18 protein-coding genes are annotated in these 15,900 nt (G+C 62.8%); 10 read left to right on the forward strand and 8 right to left on the reverse strand.

What is annotated here, in order from left to right:
• Window positions 1-33: 33 nt before the first annotated feature.
• Both BN1800_RS29785 and BN1800_RS29790 read right to left on the reverse strand, forming a co-directional pair.
• On the reverse strand, window positions 34-879 hold the full coding sequence (locus BN1800_RS29785) for a metallophosphoesterase (protein WP_087002606.1): 846 nt from the start codon (window positions 877-879) through the stop codon (window positions 34-36).
• 181 nt (window positions 880-1,060) lie between these two features.
• Entirely contained in the window at window positions 1,061-1,663 is a 603-nt protein-coding gene (locus BN1800_RS29790) for a superoxide dismutase (protein WP_027507588.1), read from the reverse strand.
• Window positions 1,664-1,875: 212 nt separating this feature from the next.
• On the opposite strand from BN1800_RS29790, the gene BN1800_RS29795 reads away from it, so the two are divergent.
• The 3 genes from BN1800_RS29795 to BN1800_RS29805 all read left to right on the forward strand — a co-directional run bounded on the left by BN1800_RS29795 (window position 1,876) and on the right by BN1800_RS29805 (window position 4,423).
• A complete protein-coding gene (locus BN1800_RS29795; RefSeq protein ID WP_087002655.1) occupies window positions 1,876-2,205 on the forward strand; it encodes a hypothetical protein in 330 nt (109 codons plus the stop codon).
• A gap of 116 nt (window positions 2,206-2,321) precedes the next feature.
• Window positions 2,322-3,623, forward strand: coding sequence for a hypothetical protein (locus BN1800_RS29800; RefSeq protein WP_143534145.1), 1,302 nt, complete (start codon window positions 2,322-2,324; stop codon window positions 3,621-3,623).
• The gene (locus BN1800_RS29805; protein WP_087002608.1) at window positions 3,620-4,423 is read left to right on the forward strand and encodes a COG3904 family protein; all 804 of its coding nucleotides are present in this window, start codon (window positions 3,620-3,622) and stop codon (window positions 4,421-4,423) included. Before BN1800_RS29800 ends, BN1800_RS29805 begins: the two co-directional genes overlap by 4 nt.
• A gap of 61 nt (window positions 4,424-4,484) precedes the next feature.
• On the opposite strand, the gene BN1800_RS29810 is transcribed toward BN1800_RS29805, so the two are convergent.
• Together BN1800_RS29810 and BN1800_RS41620 are read right to left on the reverse strand one after the other, a co-directional pair.
• Window positions 4,485-4,811 (reverse strand): GCG_CRPN prefix-to-repeats domain-containing protein, encoded by a 327-nt coding sequence (locus BN1800_RS29810; protein ID WP_087002610.1) that lies wholly within the window; start codon window positions 4,809-4,811, stop codon window positions 4,485-4,487.
• Window positions 4,812-4,899: 88 nt separating this feature from the next.
• Window positions 4,900-5,049 (reverse strand): hypothetical protein, encoded by a 150-nt coding sequence (locus BN1800_RS41620; protein ID WP_165928111.1) that lies wholly within the window; start codon window positions 5,047-5,049, stop codon window positions 4,900-4,902.
• A gap of 544 nt (window positions 5,050-5,593) precedes the next feature.
• Between BN1800_RS41620 and BN1800_RS29815 the strand changes: the two genes are divergently transcribed.
• Window positions 5,594-6,325, forward strand: coding sequence for a sulfite exporter TauE/SafE family protein (locus BN1800_RS29815; protein WP_027507592.1), 732 nt, complete (start codon window positions 5,594-5,596; stop codon window positions 6,323-6,325).
• Window positions 6,326-6,489: 164 nt separating this feature from the next.
• Here BN1800_RS29815 and BN1800_RS29820 read toward each other — a convergent pair whose 3' ends face one another.
• Window positions 6,490-6,822: a nuclear transport factor 2 family protein gene (locus BN1800_RS29820; protein ID WP_087002612.1), complete on the reverse strand. Its 333-nt coding sequence runs from the start codon at window positions 6,820-6,822 to the stop codon at window positions 6,490-6,492.
• Between the two features lie 170 nt (window positions 6,823-6,992).
• On the opposite strand from BN1800_RS29820, the gene BN1800_RS29825 reads away from it, so the two are divergent.
• Entirely contained in the window at window positions 6,993-8,222 is a 1,230-nt protein-coding gene (locus BN1800_RS29825; protein WP_087002613.1) for a multidrug efflux MFS transporter, read from the forward strand.
• A gap of 95 nt (window positions 8,223-8,317) precedes the next feature.
• Here the strand turns inward: BN1800_RS29825 and BN1800_RS29830 are convergent, their stop codons facing one another.
• Window positions 8,318-10,414: a catalase gene (locus tag BN1800_RS29830; RefSeq protein ID WP_087002615.1), complete on the reverse strand. Its 2,097-nt coding sequence runs from the start codon at window positions 10,412-10,414 to the stop codon at window positions 8,318-8,320.
• Window positions 10,415-10,568: 154 nt separating this feature from the next.
• On the opposite strand from BN1800_RS29830, the gene BN1800_RS29835 reads away from it, so the two are divergent.
• The gene (locus BN1800_RS29835) at window positions 10,569-11,147 is read left to right on the forward strand and encodes a hypothetical protein (protein WP_087002617.1); all 579 of its coding nucleotides are present in this window, start codon (window positions 10,569-10,571) and stop codon (window positions 11,145-11,147) included.
• Window positions 11,148-11,181: 34 nt separating this feature from the next.
• Here the strand turns inward: BN1800_RS29835 and BN1800_RS29840 are convergent, their stop codons facing one another.
• Window positions 11,182-12,069 carry a branched-chain amino acid aminotransferase gene (locus tag BN1800_RS29840; protein WP_087002657.1) on the reverse strand — a complete coding sequence of 296 codons (888 nt, stop codon included), beginning with the start codon at window positions 12,067-12,069 and terminating at the stop codon, window positions 11,182-11,184.
• A gap of 252 nt (window positions 12,070-12,321) precedes the next feature.
• On the opposite strand from BN1800_RS29840, the gene BN1800_RS29845 reads away from it, so the two are divergent.
• From BN1800_RS29845 to BN1800_RS29855, 3 genes are read left to right on the forward strand one after another with little or no spacing between them, the layout of a single operon-like run.
• Entirely contained in the window at window positions 12,322-13,362 is a 1,041-nt protein-coding gene (locus BN1800_RS29845) for a zinc-dependent alcohol dehydrogenase family protein (RefSeq protein ID WP_087002619.1), read from the forward strand.
• Between the two features lie 12 nt (window positions 13,363-13,374).
• Complete coding sequence (locus BN1800_RS29850) at window positions 13,375-14,106, forward strand: metallophosphoesterase (RefSeq protein ID WP_027507599.1); 732 nt, start codon at window positions 13,375-13,377, stop codon at window positions 14,104-14,106.
• A complete protein-coding gene (locus BN1800_RS29855; RefSeq protein ID WP_087002621.1) occupies window positions 14,060-14,311 on the forward strand; it encodes a PIN domain-containing protein in 252 nt (83 codons plus the stop codon). Before BN1800_RS29850 ends, BN1800_RS29855 begins: the two co-directional genes overlap by 47 nt.
• Here the strand turns inward: BN1800_RS29855 and BN1800_RS29860 are convergent.
• Window positions 14,308-15,192, reverse strand: coding sequence for a LysR family transcriptional regulator (locus BN1800_RS29860; RefSeq protein WP_087002623.1), 885 nt, complete (start codon window positions 15,190-15,192; stop codon window positions 14,308-14,310). The genes BN1800_RS29855 and BN1800_RS29860 overlap by 4 nt on opposite strands.
• A gap of 80 nt (window positions 15,193-15,272) precedes the next feature.
• Here BN1800_RS29860 and BN1800_RS29865 point away from each other — a divergent pair, with 80 nt between their 5' ends.
• Complete coding sequence (locus BN1800_RS29865; RefSeq protein ID WP_087002625.1) at window positions 15,273-15,896, forward strand: cysteine hydrolase family protein; 624 nt, start codon at window positions 15,273-15,275, stop codon at window positions 15,894-15,896.
• Window positions 15,897-15,900: the final 4 nt, after the last annotated feature.

A 15,900-nucleotide genomic window follows, 5' to 3' on the forward strand; every position in this document is an offset into this window, starting at 1 on the left:
ATCGGTTCCATCCGGCGGGTAACGATGACGTCTCTACAGCGCCAGCGTGCGGCATTCCTCGCGGCCGAAACCGCGGATTTCGAGGCGGTCTTCGAAGACCTCGACGAGCGCGAAAGCATTTTCCTTCTCGGTGTCGACCATGCCCTTGAAATTGACGAAGTGGCAGCCGCCGGTCCTGCCGTAGTTGCCGGCGTGGTTGTGGCCGCAGAAATAGGCAATGGCGTTGTCATGGCCGGAGAGCAGGCCGACGATGCGCTCCCGGTCCCACATGTCGTGCTCGTTCGGCGGATAGACGGGATAGTGGTTCATCACGATCACGCGGTCGCCGGCCGCTTCCGCCGCCTCCAGTTGGGCCGCAAGCCATGCGAACTGCTCGTCGCTGAGCGATGCATTCCAGCGATGGGCGTTAATCGCACCCGTTGCCGCCAGCGCCGCCAGCCGCTCGGCCGCAAGCTTGCGGTACGGGTGGCCTTCCGGCGGCGCGGAGGTGCTGACTTCGTTGCCGTTCAAAACGACGAAGCGCCAGCCTTGGTGCGAGAAGGCGTAATAGGGCGATGGCATGCCGACGCGGGCGGAAACAAAGGCAAGACGCTCGACCGGGACCGCGAAATCGTGATTGCCGAGCAGGAACAGGTTCTCGTGCCGGAGCTTTTCGTAGACCGGCAGGATATCGTCGAAGCTCTCCCAAATGCCGTCGATGAGATCGCCGAGCGTCATCACGAAGCTCAGTTCCTCGCCGTTGAACACTTCGATCGCCTCGGCGAGCTTTGCGAGGCTGTTGGCATAATAGCGGTCCATCGCGACATTCGGTGCGATCGCTGCATATTGCGGGTCGGCGATGATGCCGAAGCGGAAAAGGGGAAAATCGGAAGAGGGCATGGCGGTTGCATTAGGAGCGTCGGGTGACAGGGCTGTGATAGTGTGGCGGCGATGTATTCATACCGGCAAAGCTTGCGCGGACGGTCCTGCTACAACAGGCACCCTGCCCGACTTGATCGTAAAGACGAAAACACCCGGCGCTTTTGACGCCGGGTGCAAAATCCGTTTCGCGATGAGCCGCTTACTTCGTAGCTTCTTCGTAGCGCTCTAGGACGTAGTCCCAGTTGATCAGGCTGTCGATAAAGGCTTCGAGGTATTTCGGGCGGGCGTTGCGGTAGTCGATGTAGTAGGAATGCTCCCAGACATCGACGCCGAGGATCGGGGTGGCGCCGTGCACGAGCGGGTTTTCGCCGTTCGGCGTTTTGGAGATTTCGAGCTTGCCGTTCTTGACGGAAACCCAGGCCCAGCCGGAGCCGAACTGGGTGGCGCCGGCATTGGCGAAATCGGCCTTGAACTTGTCGTAGCCGCCGAGGTCGGAGGCGAAGGCCGCTTCCAGCTTGCCCGGCAGCTTGTTGCCGCCGCCGCCCTTTTTCATCCACTTCCAGAAATGGACGTGATTGTAGTGCTGGGCAGCATTGTTGAAGAGGCCGGCATTGGTGCCGAAGGACTTCTTCACGACCTCTTCGAGCGAAAGATCGGCAAGGCCTGCTTCAGCCGCGAGCTTGTTGCCGTTGTCGACGTAAGCCTTGTGGTGCTTGTCATGGTGGAACTCCAGCGTCTCCTTCGACATGAAAGGTGCGAGAGCTTCGTAGTCGTACGGGAGTGCGGGCAATTCGAAAGCCATTGTAGATCTCCTCTTGGCAATAGATTGCGGGATCGGCAGGTGAGGCGGAACATAGGAGCGGAAACGGAGGGTGGCAACGGTGGAAACATCAAAAAAAGGCCGCCTCCGAGGAAAATTTGCCTCGCCCGCAGATCTGGCTTCGGCGGCCAAAATCGCCCATCATCGGCATGCAGCCGCGCTTCCGGCAGACACCATGGCCCAAGGGAACCAAGATGCAGAGGAATAATATCCGTCTTTCCGCAGCGATCCTCGTTTTTTTGACCGCAGGCGGCGCCCAGGCGTCCTCCGACGAGGCATGGAAGGAATTTGCCGCTGATGTGGAGGCCAAGTGCAGGCAAGCGGCGGCCGCATCCATCGCGGATGCACGGGCGGTCGTCGATCCGTTCGGCAGCGAGCATTACGGGCTGGCGCTGGTGACGGGCAGGCCGAAAGGCGCCAACGGCTTCGTCACCCATATCTGCGTTTATGACAAACAATCGAAAGCCGTGGAAATCGGCAGCGAACTGGACACGCCGACCCTCAACCTGCTTCCGGAAGAGTAAGGCGCGCCGCGCGCCCGGCATACCTCCAGCGGCGTAAGCGATCCGCTGCTTTTGCGGGCCTTGTTTTCGCCGGGATTTTAATGGTTTCTTAACAGGATACCACCGGGAGGAAACCCATGGCGCTCGGCGCATCCCATCGCCTGCAGGACGGCATCGACGCCGTCGAAACAATGACGCGTTTCGCGTTCGCCGTCCTAGCGCTCGCATCCGGCGTCTACACGTATCTCGGCGTGCGCAGCATCCTCGACGGTTCGGCGACGGCCGTCTTCTTCGCCGCCCTCATCTATTCCAGCGCGGTCTCGGTGGCAATCTATGCCTTCTGGACCTACATGGCGCGCTTCTATCCGCATGTGACGGGTGCCGCGGGACGCGGTGCGATGCTGGGCGTCATGGCCCTCGGCTGTGCGATGATCATCGCCATGTCGAGCTGGCTGAACGCGGCAGCACTCGCGGGCTCGGCCGCACTCGAACAGCATCTTGCCGAGACGCTGGAGGATTACACCGCCGACCTCGACAAGGCGCATCAGAACGCGCTGGCGGCGCAAAGCCTGCTGCCGGACATCCAGCGCACGCAGGAGCGATTCGAGCGGCTGGCCGACCAGGAGCGGGAAACCGGCGCGCTGACCGGCACGACCGGCGCCGGCAGCGTCGTGCAGCTTCTGTCGCAGATGGCATCGCAGCTGACGGAGCTCGAAAACGGCATCACTGCCTCGCGCGAGCGCGTCACCTCGCTGTTCGACGAAGGCCGCAAGCACCTGGAAACGATGCGCAAGCTGGTTTCGGCCCCGGGCGCCATCGATCCGCGCGCCGACCAGTTCGCCGCCGAAGTCGTCGGGCTTTCCGGCGTCATCACCTCGCTGGAGCAGACCTCCATCGCGCCGTCGGTGAAGCGGGCGGCGGAAGACCTTTCGCTCGGCTTCATCGCCCCCGTCGCCGATGGCCGCGAGGCGGATCTTGCCACAAGGCAGGATCAGGTCATGGAGACGATCCGATCCTCGGTCGCGGCGCAATCCAAGGTGCTGTCACAGGCCGCCGACCAGATCCTTTCGCGCCAACGGGTCGCCGAACGGCGGTTCGTGCCGCTCTCCTCGGCCGAAGCGGTGCTGCGCTATGCGTCCGACTTCATCCCGAGCTGGGCCGGCGCAATCTCGATCGATATCCTGCCGGCGGTGCTGATCTTCATGCTGTCGATCGTCCACTCGACGTTGCGGCGCCAGGAACAGCGCCTGCCGTTTGCCGAGCGCATCACCGCGGCCGAGCTTCTGCAGGCGCTGGAGGTGCAGCGGGCCGTCCGGCAGAGCGGCGTCGATCTCGAAACCGCGCTCGCCGAGGCAGAGAAAAGCGAAACGCCGGACCAATCGAACATTGCGAGCTTCGATCTTTCCGGCAAAGGCCCGAGGAAGGGACCGCCCGCATGAGGCTGGAGACTGCAGGACGGCGGCTGAAAGATTACGTGCTTTCGGCAGATGACGGCGCGCTGATGCGGCATGTTTTCCACGCCCTGCTTTCTGCGGCGATCGTGCTTGCCGTCATCGACTGGCGCGAAATCAGCGCCGCCAATGCGGAACGTCCGGGCTTCGACCCGGCGCAGCCGGAGACGATGCCGGTGCTGCCGCCGGCGCTGACGGAGGGCGGGCCGCAGGCAGCACCCTCCGAGATCACCACCGGCATCGAGCTCCTCAAGCAGCCGATCCGCTTCGAGCTCAAGCCGGGTGGCGTGCTTCTGGCGCAAGGGGCGATCGAGTCGGGTGCGGCCGCCCGCTTCGAAAAGGAGATCGCGGCGCGCGGCGAATATGTAAAGACCGTTTCGCTGGATTCGCCGGGCGGGGCCGTCGGCGATGCGCTGGCGATGTCGAAGCTCATCCGCGAACGGAAGATCGGCACAAGGGTGGCGGGCGGCGCGCTCTGCGCCTCCTCCTGCCCGATCATCATGGCCGGCGGCGTGACCCGCGAGGCCGAGAACGGCGCCGTCATCGGCGTGCATCAGGTCTTCAACGGTTCGAAGGAGAAGCTTTCGCCGGAGCGCGCCATGTCAGAGGCGCAGCGCACGACAGCCGGCGTCACCCGCCATCTCGGCGAGATGGGCATCAAGCCCGGCCTGTGGCTGCATGCGATGGAGACGCCGCCCGACCGGCTCTATTATCTGACGCCGGAAGAAATCAGAAAATTCGCGCTGGCGACGGCGCCGGAAAAGGTGGCGGCCCGGAAGACAAAATAAAGCCGGGGCAACATTTCGTCCCGGCTTCGCCAATCTCAGCGTTTACCGATCGCTGCGCCGCTCAGAAGCTGCTGCGCTCGTAGCGGTCATAGCGGTCGTGGCGGCCCCAGTCACGGTCGCGGTCGTGGCGATGGTGACGCGGGCGCTCCCAGCCCCAACCCCAGCGCTGGGGCGGCGGACCCCAGTAACGCGGCGGCGGGCGGTAGAAGCGCGGGCGGCATTCGCCCCAGCGGGTCAGACGCCAGCCCGGGCCGCAGGCATAGTCGACCTTGGTGATGGCAGACGGGGCGGCGGGTTCGGCATGCGCCGGCGCCATCGGCATCGCTTCGGCGGAAACTGCCGAAAGGCCTCCGATAACGAGCGCTGCTGCCAGCGAGATAATCTTCATTGCGTGTCTCCATAAATCCAGCCGAAGCGAGATTTAGCCCCGCGGCCCTGAACCGATAATGAATTGCCCGTTCATCAACGCGCAGTCATCAACGCGCAGGCGCGGGCAGAACGCGCGAGGTCTTCACCGGGTGGATTTCCGGCCACGCCGGATTGTCCGGCGCCGGCTTGGAGCCGATTGCCGATACCGATACGACGATCGCGGTTACAGCCGAGAAGAGCACGAGTACATGGGTCATAGCTTCCGATCCTCAATGGTTGGTTCCCAGCCACCGGGGCGCAAACTGATGCGGGAGGATGAACGAAAGCCTAAGTGATATGGTTAAGGTCAGAATTATGTAGCAAAATTCCACAGTTCGAATCAGAACGCCAAGGCTCTTCATCCCGCGGCGAGAGAGAGCCTCGTCCTTTTATTTTCCGCGACGATTGCAGCTTCGACCTAGCTGAAGAAATCCTCGGGAATGAACCCGTAATCAACGCGTTGGGATCATCAGGCCGTGGACGAAAGTCATAGCCGGGCCAGATAAAGCGGTTCAATTGGGTTAGCCGCAGCCAATGGCGCGCACCGTCCAGACCAACGCATAATCCCTCTACAAGAAATAAGTGGTGGACAGTCTCGATATCCATCAGATTCGTTAGCGGGCGGCACGAGAATGATGATCACAAATAAAAGGCCTTATCGCGCGCGACTTGGGCCTGAAGCAAGGCTCGTCGAACGGTGCGGAAGGAACTTTTCTCGCCCGCCATGTGTTGAGTGGGGAAGCCGCCGGTTCGGGGACTTTTATGACGCTTGATTTCATCTTCTTCGTGCTGGTCGGTTTCTGCGCGCAAATCGTCGACGGCGCACTCGGCATGGCGTTCGGGGTGCTCTCGACGACGAGCCTCCTGGCGCTTGGCGTGCCGGTCGCCAATGCCAGCGCGATGACGCATGTGGCGGAGATCTTCACGACCGCGGCGTCGGGCGCATCGCATGTCTATCACCGCAATGTCGACTGGAAGCTCGTGGTGCGGCTGGCGCCTGCGGGCATGATCGGAGGGGCGGTCGGGGCCTATATTCTCGCCAATGTCGACGGCAAGGCGATCGAGCCCTTCGTTTCGGCCTATCTGATCGCGGTCGGCCTCATCATTCTCTTCAAGGCGTTCCAGCCGCGCTGGCCGCGCGACGTCAAGGACTGGATCGTGCCGCCCGTCGGGCTTGGCGGCGGTGTGCTCGACGCGATCGGCGGCGGCGGCTGGGGTCCGATCGTTACCAGCACGCTCGTCGGCCGCGGGCACGATCCGAAAAAGGTGATCGGCTCCACCAGCCTCACCGAATTCGCAGTGACCACGATCATCTCGCTCACCTTCATCCTGACGCTCGGCTGGTCAGAGCTGAGCTCGGCGATCGGCCTCATCGTCGGCGGCGTAATCGCCGCGCCGCTCGGCGCGATGCTCGTCAGGCGCCTGCCGGTCAAGCCCTTGATGATCACCGTCTCGCTCGTCATCATCTCGACGACGGCGATGCGGTTTTTCTAGGGGATGAGCGGCACAGCCTTCCAAGATGTCGGTCATCGCTTATTGCTTCGACGTTCGCGCCTTGCGTCGCTCACCCCCTCATCCGACCCTCCGGGCCACCCTCTCCCCTCGGGGAGAGGGCAGGGTGAGGGGCGGAATGCAGAGCTGTGATACCACTCCCACAACTAAGCTTCCCGCCCGAAATAAACCTCCACTGCAGCAAGCTTGCCGTCTTTGAAGCGCAGCGTTTCCATGTTGCGGAAGGCGCTGCCGTCGTGCTTTGCGGCACGGTAGCGGACGACGGCTTCCTCGCCGTCGATCTCCAGGAATTCGATCTCCATGCCGCGAAACGGCGGCGGTTCCGGCCAGCATCGGTCGAAATATTCGTGGCGACCGATATGGTCGTCGCGCGGGCTGGAGAAGGTAAAATCGTCGCTCAGCATGTCCCGGACGATGTCCTTCCGGCCTTGGACATAGGCGTCGTAGAGGCCACGGACGGTTTCTTCGCGGATCGTCATCGCAGTTCTCCTCCTCTTCAAATCCGATTGCAGATCGCAACCAGTTTATAGCAGAAAAGGACACCAGGCGCAAATCGCCGGACGGTTGCGGCTCGATCCGTCCTTGGCACCGGAGCCGGCGGGGCGTAGGCTCGTGCCTCTTCCAAAACAGTACCCATAGAGATCCCGACATGACAGAGACGCAGATGGACGCGGCGGACGCGGCGGCCAGGTCAGCCTACTGGAAACGCAACCTCGCCATTTCGCTGACCGGTTCCTTCACCACCATCGTGGCGATGACGCTGCTGCTTCCCTTCCTGCCGCTCTATATCGAGGAACTCGGCGTCGGCGACCATGCGGCGATCGTGCAGTGGTCGGGCATTGCCTATGGCGCGACCTTCTTCGCCGCCGCGCTTGTGGCACCGCTCTGGGGGCGGCTCGGCGACATCTACGGGCGCAAGCTGATGCTGGTGCGCGCCAGTCTGGGCATGACGATCGCCATCTCGCTGATGGGCATGGCGGGGAACGTCTGGCAGCTGGTGGCGCTCAGGCTTTTCGTCGGGCTTGCGGGCGGCTATGCCTCGGGCTCCATGGTGCTGGTCGCGACGCAGACGCCGAAGGACCGCTCGGCCTGGGCGCTCGGGGTGCTGTCCTCGGGCATCATGGCGGGCAATCTCGTCGGGCCGTTGATCGGCGGGGCGCTGCCGCCCGTCATCGGCATCCGCGGCACGTTTCTCGCGGCAGGCAGCGTGATTTTCCTCGCGTTTCTCGCGACCGCCTTCCTGATCAAGGAGGAGAAGTCCCCTGCCCGCAAACAGGCGGCGAAAGCTAGCGGCGGCTGGCGCGCGATCCCGGACAAGGGCCCGGTGGTCGCCATGCTTGCGACCGGCCTGCTTTTGATGCTCGCCAACATGTCGATCGAGCCGATCATCACCGTCTATGTGGCGCAGCTGGTGGAGAACCAGGGGCAGGTGACGATGACCGCCGGCATCGTCATGTCGGCGGCGGCACTCGGCAGCATCCTTTCGGCGTCGCGCCTCGGCAAGCTCGCCGACCGGATCGGGCACTGGCCGGTGATCGCTGGTGCGCTTGCCGTTGCGGGCCTCCTCCTGGTTCCGCAGGCCTTCGTCACCGAGCCCTGGCAGCTGATCGTGCTGCGCCTCCTGATGGGCATTGCGCTCGGCGGACTGCTGCCCTGCATCACCGCCGTCATCCGCCACAGCGTGCCGGACAGCGCCGCCGGTAGCATTCTCGGGCTTTCGATCTCGACGCAATATGCCGGCCAGGTCGCCGGACCCGTGCTCGGCGGATTCGTCGGCGGCCATATCGGCATGAGGGCGGTCTTTCTCGGCACCTGCGTGCTGCTCCTGGCGGGTGCGGCCTATGCGTGGACGGTGCGGCCGAGGGAGGACAACTTATGATAGTTCGTGGCGGAAGCCCCTCACCCTACCCTCTCCCGAGGGGAGAAGGTGCCCGAAGGGCGGATGAGGGGCGACACGGCAGATCAGGCCAATACTCACGCCAGCATGCGCACATTCGGCTCGCGGTACCAGTAGCGCTTGGCGGCAGCATCGAGGAATGCGCCGCCGTCCAAGATGATCACGCCCTCATCCGGTTCGACGCCGGCCTTGTGAAGCAGGGGCAAGGCTTCCTGCGTGTAGCCGATCGCCTTCAGGTGCACGAAGGCATTCATCACCCATTGCACCGCGGCACCTTCCTTCAGCAAGATCCCGGTTCCCTCTCCGGATAGGAGAACCGCCACAGCGTCGAATATCTGCGACGGAGAACCTGCGAGCTGGCCATCGGCTTTTATGACGCTGCCGTCCGACAGCCTTACCTTCCCGACCTTCGGGGCAACGACAAAGGCCGTCGCATTCGCATCCTCGATCGAGTTCACCAGAGATTGCAGGGCGTGGGCGTCGCTGCCGTCGGCGATCAGGATGCCGATCTTACGGCCTTCGACCGTCTGCTTCATGTTCTTCTGGATCGAAAGCGCCGGCGAAGGGGCCATGTCGACCGGCTCGCGGGCGGCGGGATTCTTCTCTGGCAAGTCAATGCCGAGACCTTCGGCGACACGCTTGGCAAGCTCGGGATCGACGTTCAAGAGGTTACCGACCATGCGCGGCGGCACTTGCTTCAGGCCGACCTTGGAAAGCTCGAAGACGAAGGACGAGGCGATATGGGCCTGTTCCGAATGCGTCTGCGATTTCCAGAACAGCCGCGCCTGGCTGTAGTGGTCGGCGAAAAGTTCGGCGCGGATGCGCAGCTTGTCGCCCTGTTCCTCGGTTCCGGTTGCAGCTTTGAACGTCGGGAAGCCGGTTACGGGACATTCGCGTGGTCCGCCACCCTCGCCATGCGTCACAAGGCTGTTCGGCTCGTAATTGGCGCGGCCCGCCGGGACATTCATCTGCATCTGTCCGTCACGCTGGAAGTTCATGACCGGACATTTCGGCGCGTTGATCGGCAGCTGATGGAAATTCGCTGTGCCGAGGCGCGATTTCTGCGTGTCGAGATAGCTAAAGAGGCGCCCCTGCAGCAGCGGGTCATTGGTGAAATCGACGCCGGGCACGATATTGGCAGGGCAAAAAGCAACCTGTTCGGTCTCGGCAAAGAAATTGTCCGGGTTGCGCTCCAGCACGAGGCGGCCGACGATTTTCAGCGGCAGCACTTCCTCCGGGATGATCTTGGTGGCATCGAGCACGTCATAGGGCTGCTTGCCGGCGAAATCCTCGTCGAAAAGCTGCAGGCCGAGTTCCCATTCCGGGAAGTTTCCGGCTTCGATCGCCTCATAGAGATCGCGGCGATGGAAATCGTTATCGGCCGCCTGCAGCTTCAGCGCCTCGTCCCAGACGGTCGATTGGAGACCGAGCTTCGGCTTCCAGTGGAACTTCACGAAGGTCGACTTTCCAGTCTTATCGATGAAACGGAACGTGTGGACGCCGAAGCCCTGCATCATCCGGAAGGAGCGCGGGATGGCGCGGTCGGACATCGCCCACATCAGCATGTGGGTGCTTTCGGGCATCAGCGACGCCCAGTCCCAGAAGGTGTCATGAGCGCTGCCGGCCTGCGGATAGGCACGGTCGGCCTCCATCTTCACCGCGTGGACGAGATCGGGAAACTTGATGGCATCCTGAATGAAGAAGACCGGGATATTATTGCCGACCAGATCCCAATTGCCTTCCTTCGTATAGAACTTGACCGCAAAGCCGCGAACGTCGCGCGGGGTGTCGACCGAACCGGCACCGCCGGCAACCGTCGAGAAGCGCACGAAGACCGGCGTCTTCTCGCCCTTGCGCTGGAAAAGGTCGGCCTTGGTGATGCCGGAAAGCGATTCCGTCAGTTCGAAATACCCGTGTGCTGCGGAACCGCGGGCATGGACGATCCGCTCCGGGATCCGCTCATGGTCGAAATGGAAGATCTTCTCGCGCAGCACGAAATCCTCGAGCAGCGTCGGGCCTCGCGTGCCCGAGCGCAGGCTGTTCTGATTGTCAGAAATCCGTATGCCCTGATTTGTGGTCAGGTGATCGAGGCCCTCGTGCGGACCTTTCTCGGGGATACGCTGATGCGTCTCGCCGCCATTGCCGCGGCTGGTATCGAACGGGTTGTCGGACATGATACGTCCCTCATTTTGCGTGATAGACGCCAAACGAGGACGGTGGGCTAATGTTCCTCCCGGGGGGTCTGCAATCGAGCTCCGCCATCTTACGCCTGCTGAGCGCTTGAAATTCGCCGCGCGGCTGCGATACTCTCCTGAAGGAACTCGATCGATGACGCCTCACCTGCGAATCCTGGCTGCGTTGCTGACACTGTCGCTCATCAGTGCCGGACCGGCTGACGACGGACGCTGGTATGCTGGGGGTTATTCCTTCTCCGATGAGCTTGGCAGCTTCCGCATCCTGTCAGTGACAGGCTCAGGTACAAAAGCCGATCCGATCGAAATCAACGAGGAACTCGACTCGGCCAGCCCCGTCACTCTGGTGATCAGGGCCGCAAGGCCAATTCAATATCACGGGTTTCCCGAGGGGGCCTTCCACTTGCGCGTTGTCGCCCTGAACAAGAGCGGATTAGCCTGGATCGAGTTCGAATTCGAACTTCAAGAGATTCTCGGCAAACCAAGCGAGTTCTACGACGGTCTGTCGTTCGATCAGACCAACCCCAATCCGGACTTCATTTCGTCCAGCCGGTTTGCCCGTTTCGAGAACCGCTTCGAGAGCTTTGACCGGCTGCGCTTTACCAGCGGCCACGCTGATCCCCTTGACCGGCCGGCGTTTGGCTTTTTTGTCACTGACGTCACGCCGGTTCCCGAGTTTTATCTGGTGCAGGACCCACGCGTACCTTTTTCGTGAGGACCCACCCAAACGCGGTCCCGGCACATGATCGCTACTCGCCGCTATGAGTGCGCCCGTGGGCCCAGTCCATGTAGAGATCGAGCGCCTTGCGGGTGACCGGGCCGTCTTCGAAATCGCGGCCGTCGAGGCGGTTGACGCCGACGATCTTGGAGTAGTTGCCGCTGGTGAAGATTTCGTCGGCATTCATGAAATCTTCGACGGAAAGCGCCACTTCGCGCACGTCGAAGCCTGCCTGGCGCAGCAGACCCATGACGCGGGCGCGGGTGATGCCGGCGAGGAAAGTGCGGTTGGCGGCAGGCGTGGAGACGACGCCGTCCTTGACCATGAAGATGTTGGAGGATGCCGTTTCGGCGACGTTGCCGTTCAGGTCGCGCATGAGGGCATTGTCGAAGCCGCGGCTTCGCGCTTCGGCGATGGCGCGGCCGCTGTTCGGATAAAGCCCGCCTGCCTTGGCGTCCGTCGTCGCCGTTTCCGGCGACGGACGGCGGAAGGGCGAGACGGTCAGCGACGAGCCGCTGTGGCCGCCCATCGGCGCTTCGAAAAGGCAGAGCGCGAAACGGGTCGATTCCGCATCGACGGAGACGACGCTACCCGGCGAGCCGTGCTCGCCCCAATACATCGGCTTGATGTAGATCGGCGTTTTGCCGTCGAATTTCCCGATCCCCTCCCAGGCAAGCGCCTCAATCTCCTCGGCCGTCTTCAGAGGCTTCAGGCCCATGTTGACAGCGGAGTGGTTGACGCGCTGGCAGTGCAGGTCGAGATCCGGCGCAATACCGTCGAACCAGCGGGCGCCGTCGAAGACCGTGGACGCAAGCCACATGGCATGCGAGGTCGGGCCGATCAGCGGCGGATTTCCGGGAAGCCACTCGCCCTCGACATGGGTCCAGGTGGCCGTGCGGGGCGATGTATCGACGGGCATGATCTTTTCCTCCCAAAAGTCGGAGAAGCAAAATCCTTCCCGGCAGGCAGGGTCAAGCGGAAATTCGGCCGCTCCTAGCGGACGCAACAAAAATGCCGCAGCCGGCCATGCCGCCGCAACAATCATGCGCGTCCGTCTGCATGAAAACGATGAGTGCATCAGCGAAAATGATCGAACGGTGTGTTGGTGCGAGATGCTTCCACGTGGCATCATAAAGGCGGAATCTCAAACAACAGAGCAGGAGGCCGTCCGATGAAAGCCATGTATTACGAAGCCTTCGAGCAGGCTCCAGACATCCGCACCGTGCCTGACCCCACGCCGAGCGAGGACGGCGTGGTCATCGCCATCGCCGCGACCGGCCTTTGCCGCAGCGACTGGCACGGCTGGATGGGGCACGATCCGGATATCCGCCTGCCGCATGTGCCGGGACACGAGCTCGCCGGACAGATCGTCGCCACCGGCAGGGGCGTGATGCGCTTCAAGGCGGGCGACCGGGTGACCGTGCCCTTCGTTTCCGGCTGCGGCCATTGCAGCGAATGCCATTCTGGCAACCAGCAGGTCTGCCCGAACCAGTTTCAGCCCGGTTTCACGCGTTGGGGCTCGTTTGCCGAATATGTCGCGATCGACTATGCCGACACCAATCTCGTGCATCTGCCCGACAGCGTCGACGATGCTACGGCGGCAAGCCTCGGTTGCCGTTTCGCCACCTCGTTCCGCGCCGTTGCCGACCAGGCGCGCACCGGACCCGGCGAGTGGATCGCCATCCATGGCGCGGGCGGCGTCGGCCTTTCGGCAATCATGATCGCCAGCGCGCTCGGCGCCAATCCGATCGCGATCGACATTTCCGAGGAGAAGCTTGCCTTTGCGCGCGAATGCGGGGCAGTGGCGACAATCAACGCGGCGGCTGTCGCCGATGTCGCAGAAGCCGTGCGCGAGATCACCAAGGGTGGCGCGCATGTCTCGATCGACGCGCTCGGCCATCCCGTCACCTGCTTCAACTCGATCAAGAATCTCCGCCGCCGCGGCCGCCATGTGCAGATCGGGCTGATGCTCGGAGAGCATTCGACGCCGCAAATCCCGATGGCGCAGGTGATCAGCCATGAGCTGGAAATCTACGGCAGCCACGGCATGCAGGCCTGGCGCTACGACGCCATGCTCTCCATGCTTTCCGCCGGCAAGATCGCTCCGCAGAAGCTGATCGGCCGGACGATCAGCCTGGAAGAGGCGGTGCCGGCGCTGATGGCGATGGACAGGGCGGAAGGAACCGGGATCAGTGTGATTACGCGGTTCTGAAGTGGTGGTGCCATGCTGATCGCCCAGATAAGCGATATCCACGCCAGCCCCAGCAATGACAACCTTGCCCGGCTTGACAGGGCGATTTCCTGGCTGGCCACGGTGCAGCCGGATGTCGTCGTGGTGTCCGGGGATCTCGTCAACGGCGGCTGGCGGGAAGGCTACGTGCAGATAACTGCCGCGTTGCAAAGTCTCGCGTGCCGCACTTCATTCCTCCCCGGCAACGCGGACGACCGCACAGTCATGCGCGCGGCGATGCCCGAGGCCGCCTATTGGGCCGATGGCGAAAGAATGCATTTTGCCGAACGCCATGGCGCCGCGCTGATCGTCGGCCTCGACACATGCGTCGACGGACACGCCCATGGCGATGTCACGGAACATCTCCCGTGGTTGCGGCAGACTCTGGCGAGCGATCCGTCAGCCATACCGTTGCTCTTCATGCATCATCATGTCTTCCCTACCGGCATATCGCCTCTAGATGATGTCATGTGCGTAGGTGCGGATGCGCTGAGCGACCTGCTATCGAGCGGCATAAGACGCCCCATCGCAATCTGCAGCGGTCATGTCCATCGGCCAATGGCGAGCCTGATCGCAGGTATTCCGGCGTACATATCCGGCTCGATCTGTCCCGCCAATCCTTTGCTGCTCGATCCGTTACGCGAACCGCCTGTCACCGACCCTCCCGCCCTCATGATCCATGATCTTCGGAACGGCCGGCTGGTCAGCAGTCACGTTTCCGTCTGAGGCCCGGATCGAACTTGTTCCCATGGACGAGCGCACGGCAAGCCTCGCTATCAAAGCCATCGCCGATTACGGAAGGGGCCGAGGCCACCCGGCGCAGCTCAATCCCGCCGATTGCTTCTCCTATGCCTGCGCCAGGGCACTCGGCATTTCTCTCCTTTACAAAGGGCGCGATTTCGCAAAGACGGACCTAGCTGGACCGGCCTAGAGTCTTTCGCTCGACGCAGAGAACACCTGAGCCAAGCCATCCCATACCGCGCGGATGCGCGGGATATCGACCAGATTGGCGGGGGCAAGCATCCAGAGTTCGCGATCGGGCATGGCCTCGCCATAGTCGATCTCGACCAGACCCGGGTTATGCTCGGCGACGAAGCGCGGAAGCATGGCGATGCCGAGCCCGGCGGCTGCGGCACTTGCCTGCACGATATTGCTGCTCGAGCGGAAGGTGAAGGCATCCCGGCCGAACCTCGTTTCCAACCAGCGGGCTTCGGCAACGCCATCCGTGTCCAGGTCAAATCCGATGAGCCGGGCTGGGCCGCTTTCATCAACAGTCTCGGCAGCCGCTTTCGATGCATAGAAGGCGTATCCGATCGTCGCCACACGCTTCCCGGTCAGATCGCTATCCTTCGGGTGTCCGAGCCGCAGTGCGATATCGGCTTCGCGCTGGGCAAGGCTATGCACGCGGATATCGGTGACGATTTCGAGTTCGACGTTCGCAAGCCCGCCCAGCACATCACCGAGCCGCGGCGCGATGACGAGATCGGCGATGGAACGGGTCGTCGTCAGCCGCACACGGCCGCTCGGGCCATTCGTATAAGCCAGCCGGTCGCGGATCGCCGATGCAGCAATCTCCATGGCACCCGCCTCGGACAGGATCGCGGTTCCGTGGCGGCTGAGCTGATAGCCGTCGGCACGCCGCTCGAAGAGCGCGAAGCCGAGGACGCTTTCCAGCGCGGCGATGCGGCGTGCAACGGTCGCATGGTTGACCTTCAGCGCCCGCGCCGTCGCCGAGAGGCTGCGGTGCCTTGCCAGCGCCGCGAAAAAGCGCAAATCCTCCCAATCGACATCTGTGCGTTTTTGCTCAGTCATTGTGATATGATAGCGAGTATTCGCGCAGCGGGAAAGCGGTTAGCGTCCTTGGCTATCCATCCATCCAAGGAGATATGCCAATGGTTCCCCTCACCCTTCTTCAGCATGCGGGCGTCACGCCGAAAACCGCCGACTGGTCGAAGTCGGCCGTTGTCGTGATCGACGCGCAGAACGAATATGTGGACGGCGGACTGCCGCTGCACGGCGTCGCGGCAGCCGTCGAAGAAATCCACGCACTGCTCGATGCCGCCCGGCGCGATGGCGTTCCGATCATTCATATTGTTCACCACGCCCCGGGCAGCGGCCTCTTCGCGACCGGCTCGTATGGTGCGGAGATCATTCCCGCGCTGACGCCTTCTGGCGGTGAGGCCGTTATCCCGAAGACGCTTCCCAATGCCTTTGCCGGAACCACGCTTGCCGCGGCTCTCGCAGCAATTGCCGAGCAGACCGGCCGCTCCGATGTGATCCTCGTTGGCTTCATGACGCATATGTGCATCAGCGCCACGGCGCGCGCGGCACTCGATCTCGGCATCAAGGCGACCGTCATCGCATCCGCTGCTGCGAGCCGCGATCTGCCGGACCCGCTCGGCGGCATGATCCCGGCCGAGACGGTACACCGAACGGCTCTGGCGGAGATTGCAGACCGTTTCGCGACGGTCGTCCCTGGCATTGAAACGATAGTCAACCGGCACGCAACGGTCTGAGTCC

The organism is Rhizobium sullae, from assembly GCF_900169785.1.
Classification (GTDB): Bacteria; Pseudomonadota; Alphaproteobacteria; order Rhizobiales; family Rhizobiaceae; genus Rhizobium; species Rhizobium sullae.